The 13181-nt window shown below is 39.3% G+C and carries 12 protein-coding genes; 5 read left to right on the top strand and 7 right to left on the bottom strand.

The genetic code is table 11. The annotated features are described in order from the left end of the window. Positions 1–2: 2 nt before the first annotated feature. Together CLNEO_RS07875 and CLNEO_RS07870 are read right to left on the bottom strand one after the other, a co-directional pair. Complete coding sequence (locus CLNEO_RS07875; RefSeq protein ID WP_066086974.1) at positions 3–1475, bottom strand: tagaturonate reductase; 1473 nt, start codon at positions 1473–1475, stop codon at positions 3–5. Between the two features lie 344 nt (positions 1476–1819). Next, a complete protein-coding gene (locus tag CLNEO_RS07870; protein ID WP_066086972.1) occupies positions 1820–2488 on the bottom strand; it encodes a GntR family transcriptional regulator in 669 nt (222 codons plus the stop codon). A gap of 532 nt (positions 2489–3020) precedes the next feature. Here CLNEO_RS07870 and CLNEO_RS07865 point away from each other — a divergent pair. The 5 genes from CLNEO_RS07865 (at position 3021) to CLNEO_RS07845 (ending at position 7946) form a co-directional block, all read left to right on the top strand. Continuing rightward, on the top strand, positions 3021–4049 hold the full coding sequence (locus tag CLNEO_RS07865) for a zinc-binding alcohol dehydrogenase family protein (protein WP_066086970.1): 1029 nt from the start codon (positions 3021–3023) through the stop codon (positions 4047–4049). A 46-nt stretch (positions 4050–4095) separates the two neighbouring features. Continuing rightward, the gene (locus tag CLNEO_RS07860) at positions 4096–5148 is read left to right on the top strand and encodes a C4-dicarboxylate TRAP transporter substrate-binding protein (RefSeq protein ID WP_066086967.1); all 1053 of its coding nucleotides are present in this window, start codon (positions 4096–4098) and stop codon (positions 5146–5148) included. Positions 5149–5234: 86 nt separating this feature from the next. Then, a complete protein-coding gene (locus CLNEO_RS07855) occupies positions 5235–5738 on the top strand; it encodes a TRAP transporter small permease (RefSeq protein ID WP_066086964.1) in 504 nt (167 codons plus the stop codon). Further along, the gene (locus CLNEO_RS07850) at positions 5731–7017 is read left to right on the top strand and encodes a TRAP transporter large permease (protein ID WP_066086961.1); all 1287 of its coding nucleotides are present in this window, start codon (positions 5731–5733) and stop codon (positions 7015–7017) included. Before CLNEO_RS07855 ends, CLNEO_RS07850 begins: the two co-directional genes overlap by 8 nt. A gap of 191 nt (positions 7018–7208) precedes the next feature. Next, positions 7209–7946, top strand: coding sequence for an HDIG domain-containing metalloprotein (locus tag CLNEO_RS07845; protein ID WP_242864184.1), 738 nt, complete (start codon positions 7209–7211; stop codon positions 7944–7946). A 158-nt stretch (positions 7947–8104) separates the two neighbouring features. On the opposite strand, the gene CLNEO_RS16120 is transcribed toward CLNEO_RS07845, so the two are convergent. The 5 genes from CLNEO_RS16120 to CLNEO_RS07825 all read right to left on the bottom strand — a co-directional run bounded on the left by CLNEO_RS16120 (position 8105) and on the right by CLNEO_RS07825 (position 13166). Beyond that, positions 8105–8257, bottom strand: a complete 153-nt coding sequence (locus CLNEO_RS16120) for a hypothetical protein (RefSeq protein ID WP_164493069.1) — start codon at positions 8255–8257, stop codon at positions 8105–8107. 107 nt (positions 8258–8364) lie between these two features. Further along, positions 8365–9480: an SLC13 family permease gene (locus CLNEO_RS07840; protein WP_066086958.1), complete on the bottom strand. Its 1116-nt coding sequence runs from the start codon at positions 9478–9480 to the stop codon at positions 8365–8367. A 137-nt stretch (positions 9481–9617) separates the two neighbouring features. Then, positions 9618–10502 carry a TIGR03943 family putative permease subunit gene (locus CLNEO_RS07835; RefSeq protein ID WP_066086955.1) on the bottom strand — a complete coding sequence of 295 codons (885 nt, stop codon included), beginning with the start codon at positions 10500–10502 and terminating at the stop codon, positions 9618–9620. Positions 10503–10514: 12 nt separating this feature from the next. After that, on the bottom strand, positions 10515–12140 hold the full coding sequence (locus CLNEO_RS07830; protein ID WP_066086952.1) for a permease: 1626 nt from the start codon (positions 12138–12140) through the stop codon (positions 10515–10517). Positions 12141–12152: 12 nt separating this feature from the next. Next, a complete protein-coding gene (locus CLNEO_RS07825; protein ID WP_066087413.1) occupies positions 12153–13166 on the bottom strand; it encodes a CobW family GTP-binding protein in 1014 nt (337 codons plus the stop codon). Between the last annotated feature and the right edge of the window lie 15 nt (positions 13167–13181).

Raw genomic sequence — 13181 nt, 5'->3', positions numbered from 1 at the left:
CCTTAAGCCAGAAGGGAAGTAAGCACTTCCTTCACGTCTTTTTCATTCATTGCTTTTAAATAGAAAGCAACCAATGCAGTTAAGCCGTCAACGGCATTCAAATCGGTACCATCCCAAAAAGCAGTATTAGATAAAACTGCTTCAGCGATGCCCTCTGCATCCTTTTCTGTCCAAAGCTTTGCAAAATATTCCAAAACTTCTTTATCATCTTTAATGGTGTAAGATGTTCCATCCCCACGCATTCCAACATAGCTTCCATTTTCCATTTTTCCCTTGTAAAAGCGAATAAATGCTGCCAAGGAGAAGGCCAATGCCTTAGGTAATTCATCTTTTTCCTTCACATATCCAAGCAAACTAGGCATACATCTTGCACACCATTTCGAGCAAGAGTTTAAGGAAATATCCAACAGCTTATGCTTAATATAAGGGTTGCGGAAACGATCCTTTACGTCAGAAGCAAACTGTTCCAAGTCCGCCTTTGGTAAATCCAACGTTGGAATAATTTCTCCGTAAAGAAGCTGGTCTAAATATTTTTCAAATAAGGGGTCGTTCATCATTTCCAAAACAATGTTATGCCCTGCCAAATATGCTGCCAAAACCGTTGCGGTATGGCCACCGTTTAAAATTCGAACCTTACGTTTTTTGTACGGTGTTACATCCTCTGTCCAAATTACGTTTGCATCTGTTTTGTGAATTGGTAAAATCTCCGCCCATTCCTTTTTCCCTTCGATGACCCAAAGGTTAAACACTTCACTGGTTACAAGGCATTGATCCTCATAGCCCATTTCATTATAGAAATATTCCAATTCATCCCCAGGATAGCCGGTTACGATACGGTCAACCAAGGTGGAACAGAAATGATTGCTTTCCCTCACCCAGGTTTTAAAGCCTTCCTCCAAGCCCCATTCCTCGGCATACTGCAAAACGATACGCAATAAGTTTGCCCCGTTGTTATCAATTAATTCAACTGGCAAAAACAATAAGCCCATGTCCTTGGCACCATTAAAAGTCTGATATCTTTCATATAAAAAAGCGCAAACCTTTGCAGGAAAGGACTGTGCCGGGCGATCATTCAGCTTATCTCCTGCTTTGTAAGCAATGCCCGCTTCTGTTGTATTGGAAATTACCACCTTCAAATCCTTGGAGCGAGCCATTGACAACAAGGCCTCATAATCCTCATAAGGATTGATACAACGAGAAACTGATGTGTTCGGTTCAATTTTTTCAACGGCTTGACCGTTTTCAATCCCCCGCATAATCAAAGTATACATACCATCTTGAGAATTAATGATCTCGCCCATACCCTTTGCAATGGGCTGGCACAAAACAATAGAGCCATCAAAACAACCTTGCTTATTTGCTTTATTTATCATCCAATCCGTAAAGGCACGAAGAAAATTGCCTTCTCCAAACTGCAATACTTTTTCCTTCAAAGCCGGAGCTTGAGGAGTCAACACTTCATTTATTTTTTTCATAAACCTTATACCTCCAAATTTTTTTGGTTTAAGATATTCACAGCAACAGTATACAACAAAAGTTGTCCTGTTGTATACAACAAAAATTTAAATATTGTATTTTTAGTTAATCAAAACAATATAGCTCTCCATTTTTTGTGCATTTTGAGGTAAACACTTCTTTTTTTGTTTCTTTTTGATGTATACAAACTTCTTTATACCCTGTTATTTTTGTTGAAATATAAAAAAATATGCCTCTTCTTTTCAAGAGACATATCATACTTTGAACCTTTTGTTCCATTTTTATTCAGTTTTTTATCGCAAAACAATTCATAAGAAATGTACTCATACAAATGATTTCAGCATTACTTTTTATGATGAATTTTAGTACTCTTTTTATCTAAAACCAAATCAAAAGTAGCACTTTTTGAAGCCATCAAATGCATCTCCATTTCCTTTGCCGCCAACTCCCAGTCATGCTTCAAGCATGCAGTCACAATGCTTAAGTGCTCCTTATTTGTCATCTCTAAGCGCAAATCAACAAATTGCCCCGTCATAACACGAAAACGTAGATTTTGATTATGAATCCAGTCATAGGTCTTTAATAAATATGGATTCTGAATGGCTCCTACAATGGCTACATGAAAGGCATCGTCCAAAAAATAATATTCCTCCTCACTGAAGGTATGGGCAGGAGAAGAAAACGTATCAAAAAATTTATAAATTACCTCATCCTTAATTTTCGAGCCATATTTTAAAAGAGCATATGGTTCATAGAGAAGGCGCACCTCAAAAATCAAATTAATATCATTGATGGATAAGCCAGATACCTCAATCCCCTTCTTGGGCAAAATAGAAATTAAGCCTTCTTGCTCCAATCGGCTAAGTGCATCGCGGATTGGCGTTCTGCTCACATGCAATTCCTCTCGCAGAGCCTCCTCATTAAGCATTGCACCCGGTGCATATTCACAGCGAATGATCTTTTCTTTTATATCATGATAAGCTTTTTGCTTCAAACTTTCTTTTGCAGCCATCCCTAAGTTCCTCCCCCAAAAAAAGTTGGATAAAGTATACTACATATTTTTTAATTTGCAAAGAGAAAAATAAAATTTTGAGCAAAACTTTTCTAGAAAAGGCAAATTCTCTTATGCAATTTTTTATATATTTTCTTTTTTCTGGGAGAAACTGTATGCACTATTAAAATTTTCTTGCTTATATTTATAAAAAATTGAAATACTAAATGTTGTTTCAAAAAACATTGATTGTGCATGTGCTCTCTATTTGGATACATCATGCGACATAATTCAATTTATTTTTTAATTTTTTAAAAGTTGTTTTATCACTCACTTTTTTTGTTAAAACTAGTTCTCAAGATTTTAATGTGCTTTTTTGTTTAATTTGCTTAAAAATCACCTATCAAAATTGTTTATACTATTGAAAATTAAGCGGAATGAGATTTTTAAGTTGACACACACTAGCAAAAGCAATTATACTCCTGTTATAGGGTGATGTATACATCAAGTAAAACATCTCAGATGACTGTTAAAAAAGGAAGGTTTTTATATTATGAAAGCTCTTAAAATTATTTCACCAGGGAATGCGGCAATTGCCGAGATTGAAAAGCCCATTCCCAAAAAAGGCGAGGCGTTACTAAAGCTTCTCTACGGCGGTATTTGTGGCAGTGATTTAAGCTCTTATCGAGGCGCAAACGCCTATGTTTCCTACCCTCGTATTCCAGGACACGAATTTTCGGCAGAAATTATTGAGGTTGACGAAAATGAATATGGCTTAAAACCCGGTATGATTGTAACCTGCAATCCCTATTTTAACTGCGGTGAATGCTATTCTTGTCAAAAAGGCAGTGTAAACGTGTGTCAGGATAACCAGACCATGGGGGTACAACGCGAAGGTGCATTTAGTGAATATATTACCATGCCCTTGGAAAGAATTTATGATGGTAAGGGTCTGGATGCCGAAACATTGGCCTTGATTGAGCCTTTTTGCATTAGCTATCATGGTATATCCCGTGCGGAGGTGCAGCCGGGTGACAAGGTATTAATTATGGGTGCCGGCACAATCGGCGTTTTGGCTGCTATTGCAGCAAAGGCAAAGGGTGCGGAAGTTACTATTTGCGACGTGGCAGAAGAAAAGCTAAATTATGCCTACGAAACCTTTGAAATTCACCATAAGCTTTTAAACAGCTCCCCTGAAGTATTTCAAAAGGGGGTTGCCGAATGTACAAATGGAAATGGCTTTGATGTGGCCATTGAGGCAGTTGGTCTCCCTGTCACCTTTCAAAACTGTATGGATGCTGCCTGCTTTGGCGGCAAAGTGGTTTTGATTGGGGTTTCCAAGAAAAATATTGATGATTTTTTCTTTACAATTATTCAGAAAAAAGAACTGAATATTTACGGTTCACGCAATGCACTGAAAAAAGATTTTAATGAGTTAATCGATTTAGTATTGAATCATGATGTAAAATTAAATAAAGTAGTAACAAACCGTTATAAATGGACAGATGGCCCACAGGCTCTTGATGATTTTTCCAAAAATGCTGATAAAATGTTAAAGGTAGTATTGGATTTCACCAAATAAAAATTAGGTGAATTTAATAAAAAAAGAATTGAAAGGGGAAAAAGAAATGAAATTTAAAAAATTAATCGCTTCTATGTGTATTACAGCAATCTCCGTAGCTTCTCTTGCCGGTTGCGGCAGCAAACCCGCAGAAACACCTGCTGATCAGGGAGGGGCTGCAGCACCTGCAGACAAAGTAACACTGCAGATTGGGTTTGAAAACTCCATGACCGAGCCCATCGGACAGGCTTTGCAAAAATGGGCAGATTTAGTGGATGAAGAATCCGGCGGCACAATGGAAATCGTACTCTACCCTGACTCTCAGCTGGGCAATAAAACCGACCTCATTGACTCCATGCTTTTAGGTGAAAATGTTGCTACCTTGGCTGACGGTGCTTTCTACGCTGACTATGGCGTACCCGATTTTGGTATCGTTTTTGGACCATTCTTGTTTGACAATTGGGATCAGTGCTGGACATTGATTGAATCCGACTGGTACAAGGAACAAGAAGCAAAATTAGAAGAAAAGGGCTTGAAGCTCATTGCATCCAACTGGGCATATGGCTCTCGCCATACCTTGACAGTAAAGCCCGTTAACACAGTAGCAGATTTAGCCGGCATGAAAATTCGTGTACCAAGCAACCAGATTCAAACCTTAGGGTTTAATGCTTTAGGCGCTGCTGCAACAGGCATGAGCCTTGGCGATGTATATCAGGCATTACAGACAAAAACAATCGATGGCGCTGAAAATCCTCTTTCAACACTGTATGGTCGTAAGTTGCACGAAGTTGCTAAAAATTTGATCTTGGATGGTCACGTTTTGAACTTTACAACATGGGTTTGCTCTAGCGATTGGTTCAACTCTTTGACAGAAGAACAACAGAATATCCTTACAAAAACAGGCAAAGAAGCAGGTATTTACAACAATCAAATCCAAGAAGAATCCGAAGCAGATTATTTGCAGAAGATGAAGGATGAAGGCGTAACTGTTGTAGAACCTACAGAAGAAGTTATAGCTGGCTTCCGTGAAAAAGCACAATCATTCTACGAACAGGGCGACACATTCGGTTGGTCCGAAGGTCTTTACGACACAGTTCGCGCTGCAATGGGTGCAAAATAAATTTCATCCAAAATACAAACTGATTTTTGCGGCGGTGGGAACTCCCTTCCGCCGTAATTTTCAGAAATTGATTAGAGGGAGCGAATATGAGAAACAATAAAAAAATCTTATCTGTACTCGCTAATATTGATGTATTTGTTGCCGGAACGGCTCTTGCCATTCTGGTAGTTCTTACGTTTTTAGGCGTTGTTTGGCGCCGTGTCATTGGTGCGCCCTTCACTTGGTTAGAAGAGGTGCAGCTTGCCTGCATGCTTTGGATCGTTTTCGCAGCGGCGGGTGCGGCTTTCCGTTTTGGCAATCATGTTGCCATTGAGATGGTGGTTGATTTGATGCCCAAAAAGCTTCAAAAAGTGTTTACCGTTTTTATTTCTGTTGTTGTGGTAGCAGTTATTTCTTACTTATTTAAGCAAAGTATCGGCTTTATCGAGCTTTTTATAAAAAGTGGACGTTCAACACCCATGTTAGGAATTCCTTACAAATTCATTTATGGTATTGCACCTGTATCCTATCTCTTGATGATTATTAACTATTTCTATGCCCTCTTTAAGGGTGTAAAATCCGAAGCAAAGGAGGCGGTTGAAAGTGAATAGTGTGCTTGCTCTTTCCGCCATTGTGCTGTTGGTGCTGTTATTTTTAAAGGTTCCTGTATATTTATCCGTATTAGGCGGTTCCGCAGTTTATTTTGTTCTAAATCCGAATATAAACACCATTATGTTTGCCCAAAGAGCGATTACTGGTGTTGAAAGTATATCCTTATTGGCAATTCCTTTTTTCGTTTGTGCAGGTATTTTAATGAATTATACAGGCGTAACAAAGCGTATCATGGATTTTTGTGCCATACTCACAGGACGTATGCCCGGTGGGCTTGCGCAGGTAAATGTATTGCTTTCTACATTAATGGGCGGTTTATCCGGTTCAAACTTAGCAGATGCTGCAATGCAGTCAAAAATGCTGGTTCCTGAAATGGAAGCAAAAGGTTTTTCCAAAGAATTTTCCACAGTTGTTACAGCAACCTCTTCCATGATAACACCGCTGATTCCTCCCGGCATCGCCATGATTTTATATGGTTGTATCGCCAATGTTTCCATTGGCAAGCTGTTTATGTCTGGCTTGGGAATTGGTACTTTATTGTGTACCACAATGATGATTTTGGTACGTTTTATTTCCGTAAAACGTGGTTATCAGCCCCTTTATAAAGAAAAGGCCTCACCGAGGGAATTCGCAGCAGCAGCAAAACCTGCAATTTTGCCTTTGTGCTTGCCTATCCTAATTATTGGCGGTATCCGTTTTGGTATCTTTACCGCAACAGAAGCCGGTGCAATTGCCATTCTTTATGCAGTACTCCTTGGTGTATTCTACAAGGAGCTGAACTTAAAAAATACATTCCAGGGCCTAAAAGAAACCGTTTGTACCACTTCATCCATTATGCTGATTGTGGCTGCGGCCAGTGCTTTTTCTTGGATTTTGACCAAAGAGCGCATTCCTCAGCAGTTAACAGAATGGATTGTTGGAACAATTCATAATAAATATATTTTCTTATTGGTTATCAATATTTTCTTGTTAATGGTTGGCATGTTTATAGAAGGCAATGCCTCCATGATCATTTTGGTTCCTCTGCTTGCCCCCATTGCAGCAAGCTATGGAATTAATGAAATTCAGTTTGCCATGATTTATATCTTCAATAATGCCATTGGTGCATTGTCCCCTCCCATGGGAACGCTGATGTTTGTTACCTGCGGGATCACAAAATGTAAAACGGCAGCCTTTATTAAAGAAGCTGTGCCCTTCTATATTTTATTGGTGATCAACCTGCTGTTAATTACTTATGTGCCTGTATTTTCAATCTTTTTGGTGAATTTATTATACTGATAAAAAAAGACTTTGCAAAAAAAATCCGAAAAATGGAGCGCTTTTGCACAGTCTTTTTTATTTTGTCATTTTTTTGATTTCTAAATATAAATACTGGCTCTTTCTTTAAAACTTTTTTAAAAAATTTCTGTTTCTCAAATTAGGAATAAACAAATGCATCTGCGCTAAAAATAAGGTCAGAGGTGAATGAAATGAATCATCAAAAAACAGAAAGTCAAAGCTTTTCAGAACAAAGCAATATGGAAAACAGCCAACTCCTTCAAACAAAAATAAAGAGTTCCTCCACGTCAAAGGAACTGTTCTCGGATTTGACTAGGCATTTATGCGCCGACTTTAAACCCTCAGAATACTTAAATCAGCGATTGGCTGCCGGAGATTTTGACGAGTACCCTTTTACAATGTTAAAAATATTAGAAGATATCCCCCAATCCCCTATCCATCATCCCGAGGGCTGCGTGTGGAATCATGTTTGCTTGGTTGTGGATTATGGGGCACAGGTGCGCCAGCAAAGCCGGGATCCCCTTGTTTTTATGTGGGCTGCCCTTTTGCACGACCTGGGAAAATCAAAAACAACCAGAGAGCGTCGAGGACGGATAACGGCCTATGAGCATGATACCGTTGGCATGCATATGGCAGTTGAATTTTTGTCTGAGCTAACAGAGGATGAAGCCCTCATAAAAAAGGTTAGTATGTTGGTCAAATATCATATGCATCCATTATATATTCTAAAAAAACTACCCTTTGGAAATCTTCAGGCCATGAAGGCAGACACCGACATACGGGAAATTGCTTTGCTTGGGTTTTGTGACCGCATGGGCCGCACCGGAAGCAAGGGGGAGGACGAAAATAAAAGCATCAACGAATTTTTATTAAAATGTGGTATCAATAATTCTCCATTAAGTTTATTTTCCCATATCAATCACCGATAAAGGAAAAATGCCATGCATCCCCCTTCCTTTATAGACAGCACACATCCCTAAGATAGAATTTTAGCAAAGTCTTGGGAGAATACAACGCTCCATGAAAAAAGGGTGTCGACTTTGTTGACACCCTAAAATCTTTCCGAAACTGTATTTTATTCCTTTTTCTAGTTTTTATCGGCTCCCGGTTTATGGCGATTCCCCGATTGTTTCTTGTTGTTTCGCCCTTCTCCGTCCATTGCACTTTCTGCCATGGTAGACCCGCCCTGGGCTTTTTCTTTACGAATCCATTTTGGATCAAGCTGGCTGTCCTTTGCCATAATTTATCACCTCAAAGCAAGTATTTGCAAAAGAAAAAATACTATGCATGAAAGGCTTGAAAAAAGGCTTTTATGACAAAATAGGTGTGTTTTTTGCCATTGTCCTCTCATAAAAACAAAGCGCTTACCCATAAAATCCCAAGGAACAAGAGGTTCCACCCGGTGAATACAGCAAGATATTTGCCTGTCTCGGCATCCTTCGTAAAAGCATAAAGCTTATACGAAATAACGCTGGCCATTGAAGCAATTAATGTACCCAATCCACCAAGGTTTACGCCTATCAGTAATGCAGAATAATTTGTGGTAAACTTAGAAAGAAGCATTGCCGCAGGCACATTACTGATTACTTGGCTAAGCAAAATTGCCACCGCCATCTCTCGGGTGTCAACAAGCCTGGAAAGTGTGTCACTAACAATAGGAATATTTTTCATATTTCCGATAAATACAAACAGAAAAATAAAGGTCAACAGCAGTCCATAATCCACCCAAAGCAACGTTTTTCGTTCAAACAAAAAAGCTCCTGCCAAAACGATGACAAGTACAATACTATAGGGAAGAATGCGTAAAACCGCAAGCAGACACGCAAAAAACAGGACACACCATAAAGCAGCCTTCTTCCCCACCCTATCTGCTCCTTGCTGTTTTGGAGGAGACTCAATCTGCTCTGATGGAATAAGTAAAATTGCCGCCACAAGCAACAAAAAGGAAATTGCCGACGGTATTGCCATTGTCTTTAAAAACTGTCCCATTGTCATATTGAAAGCGGTATACAAAAATAAGTTTTGGGGATTCCCAAGGGGTGTGAGCATACTTCCCAAATTTGCTGCAATCGTCTGCAAAACAATGACCGGAATCAAAAGCTTTCCTTTCTCCGTCTGCGTCAGCGTTATAATGCAAAGGGGTACAAAGGTAATTAGGGCAACATCATTGGTAATCAACATACTGCCAAAAAAACACACACCCACGAAAACAAAAATCAGCATACGGGTAGTATGCACAAATTTAAATAAGTACGCAATAACACGGCTAAAAATGCCGGCTCTTTGAAAGCCAGCCACCACCAGCATCATGGAAAACAGCAGGCTTAAAACCCGTAAATCCAAGTATGTCACATAATTTTTTGACGGATGTACAAATAGTGCAGAAAGCAAAGCAAGCACAAAAGCCGCAAACAAAATGGGATCACCATATAAAAATGCCAAGGAATTTCTAATTTTTTTCATATTTTATTACTCCCAAATACAGAGGTATCGCTCAAATCTTTGAAAACATTTCCCTGAAAAAGATCATTTCAATTCACTGCATCATTTTACGCCTATTCTGTTTTTTTCACAATGATTTTTTGTAATGAAATTTTTAATTAAAACGGATAAACATAATCCATTTCCGGCTTTTCCGTATTTTCGATCTGCTCCACTTTAATTTTGGCAATCTCACTTCCGTCTAACTCACCTTTTTCAATGATGCCATATACCTTTATCCAGGCATCCAACTGCAGTTGGTCTGCATTCTGGTAACTGCATAAAAAGCCAATGGTCTGCATATCGGCGGCACAACAAACCATCATCATTCTTGCCAATGCAAACGCATTGTCCTCAAATTGTTCATCCTTATAAATAAAGCCCTCTACTTGAATTTTCTTCCCAATATATCTATCCAAATTATCGTATAATTCTTCCATCCACTTTACATAATTATCGGTGTCTACCATAACAGTTCCGTTCACCAACGAAAATTCATTTTCATTTTCTTCAAACACACTAACATCAACACCATAAGTATCCATATTCCCTTTGGTTTCGCCGTCGGAATACGCCTCCACACCTGGGTCAAAATATTGATTCCCCTCAAAATTTTCGCTCTTATCCACCAATGTCGTATTCGTGTCTGCAACTGCTGTATTTGCCAAGCCTCCCCCCACACTTAAACTCCCGTAAGATAATGAAGCTGCATTAAAGCTCTGGGTCGGAAGCAAAACCGCCATCAAAAGGGGTAGCACAAAAAACAAAAGGGAGCCAACGCCCTTTTTCACCCTTTGAGGCTTAAACACCTCCGGAATCAAAAAAGCAGAAATTAATACCATGGCAACAACCGCAAACTTGATTACCGGCACATTTCTGGGATGAACATATTTTAAAACCTGACCGGAGCGTATTGTCTGGAAAAAAAACAGCGCAAACCCCAGCATTACCACTGCCTTAATGGCAGCGTCTATATTATAGTTTCTTGTTTTCAGCCACTTCACAATGCATCCCACCTAAATTATAATAAATGTTAAAAAATATAGCAGTAAAAAAGCCACACAGGTAATCAGCAGCACAAGCTTTACAACAAAGGTTTTTCGAAAGCTTCCAAGCAGCATAAAAAGATTTTTAATGTCCATCATCGGGCCAAACACAAGAAATCCCATAATGGAACCGGCAGAAAAGCTGTTCCAAAAGCTTCTTGCAATAAAAGCATCGGAAGTGGAGCAAACGGAAAACAAAAAGGCTGTCGCCATCATGACAATTAGGGATAAGCCGTCTTTTGTTCCCAGCTCTAAAAAAATATTTTTGGGAACCATAACTTGAATCAGACTTGTTAAAAAAGCACCGATTACAAGATATTTGCCTGCATTGAAAAAATCCTCACCTGCATGCAAAAACAGCAGCCTCAGCTTTTCCCTAAGGCCTTTTTTTTCATTTCTTTCTATAGTGCAATAAACGCAGTCGCATGTCAAGCTATTCGCTTGTTCCAGCAGGGCAACCTTCGTTTCCGGAAAAATCATTAACAAAATCCCCACCACAAGGGCAATGACCAGCCCAAAATAAACTCTAAAAATTACAAATTCCGGGTGTCCCGGAAAGGCATAATAGGTTGATATAATAACAATTGGGTTAATAATCGGCGCAGCTAGCATAAATGTAACGGCAATGGGCAAAGCAACACCTTTTTTCACCAAACCCGTCATCACAGGCACAATAGCACATTCGCAAACAGGTAAAAATAATCCGCCAAACATTGCCGTCAAAAACCCTAATCCAAATTTTTTCGGAAAAAGCTTCACAATCGCTTCATTGGAAAAAAACACTTGTATTCCCGACGAAACAAATACCCCTATCAACATAAACGGAAAGGTTTGCATTAAAATGCTTAAAAAAACCATGTAAAACCCTTCAAAACCTGAAAAATCAAGCCTAATTTCACTGGCATTTAACCCTCGCACCACAGATAAGGCTAAATATGTAAGGGCAAACAACAAAAATATGCCAAACGAAATATTTGACAGCCTTCCCTTTGGAGCAGCCTCAATATTTGCAGCCACCTCAAAATCTGTTTCCACGGCCTGAGAAATTTCATCGTCAAATAGCTCCACCGTAAAAAGCTCCGCTTTCTTATTCAACGCTCTCATGCGCTTTTCCACGCTTTTCAAGGTTTCTTCTTGTCCATGGGTTACTTTATTTAATATAATTCGATCTGCCGTAGCAATTTGATTTTTCAATATTTCCCCAAGATTATTCATATACACTTCAAAGGTTGTTGCATCCACAAGGCATATAATATTCCCCAGCACACACTTTCCTCTCACCCCATTCTGTTCAAATAAAGTGAATACCTCTTGTACATCATACATTCCGTTGTACTCAATGATTATTTTATCGGGGGAATATTTTTCTATAATGCTCACCAAATAAGGAGCATCCAACGGAGCTTCCCCCTCCAGCGCATTGACAAAAACCATATTCTCCTTTTGAACGCCATAATCTATGTTAACCTCGCCTGCTTCAAATTGCACAACAACAATTTTTTCAGCTGATTGCGCTTGAATCTGCAGCAAGGTATTCACATAAGTTGTTTTTCCAGAATCCAAAAAACCAGTAACGATGTCCACTCGTGTTTTCATTTTCGTTCCGCCTTAATTTCTGCCTAAAAATAGTTTTTCAAGAGCACTTGTGTTTAACTGACTGCCAATAATACAGATTCTTCCCGTATAATCGGGGCTTGCTTCCATTATTTTTATCTCACCGGGAACATAGTCAAACTGAATCCATGCCCCATTTTCCACCTGCAAAAAGCCCTTTCCTCTTAGAATAACGCCATAAGTATCACCGTTTTCCAGACTGCCAAGCATCCTCTGCAATTCCTCCACGGAAAAAATCCGCGGCGTTTCCGTTCCCCATACCGCAAAAACCTCGTCTGCATCATGGTGGTGTTCATGGGCACAACAGTTGTGATGATGCCCATCTTCATGGTTATGCCCACAATGACAACCTTCTTCCCGATGAATTTCTTGTTGCAAAAGCTCTTTAAGCTGACTTTCAAGAGATTCTGAACCATCTTGTTGCGCAATATCCAGCATTTTTTCCGCACTTAGATCTTCCCAAGGCGTTGTAACAATGTTGGCTTTTCCATTCAACCCTCGAAGGGTGGAGATTGCCTGCTCCAGCTTTTGAGGCGATGCCTTTTGCGTTCTGCTTAGAAGAATGGTTTTGGCATATTTAATTTGATTTTCAAAAAATTCTCCAAAATTGGTAAGATAGTTGTCAAGCTTTAATACATCCACAACAGTTATGAGCATATTAATATGTAGCTTCTCACTCTGCTTTGCCGCCTGGCAAGCGCGAATGATCTCTGAGAGCTTACCCACGCCCGAGGGCTCAATAATGATTCTTTCCGGGTCAAAGCCTTCGATTACTTCCTGAATCGTTTTTTCAAAGTCCCCCACCAGCGTACAGCAAATACAACCCGAGTTTAATTCTTTAATTTCAATGCCGGATTTTTTAAGCAAAGTTCCATCAATGCCAATTTGTCCAAATTCATTTTCAATCAATACTACCTTTTCTTCTGATAATTTTTCTTCCAGTAATTTTTTGATGAACGTGGTTTTTCCTGCTCCTAAAAAACCGGAAACAATACCAATTTTTATCATTTTCAAAGATTCCCT

Origin of the sequence: Anaerotignum neopropionicum (assembly GCF_001571775.1) — a bacterium.
In the GTDB taxonomy this organism is placed as follows: domain Bacteria; phylum Bacillota; class Clostridia; order Lachnospirales; family Anaerotignaceae; genus Chakrabartyella; species Chakrabartyella neopropionicum.
The sequence above is the reverse complement of the archived record's forward strand: the minus strand, read 5'-3'. Positions and strand labels throughout refer to the sequence as shown.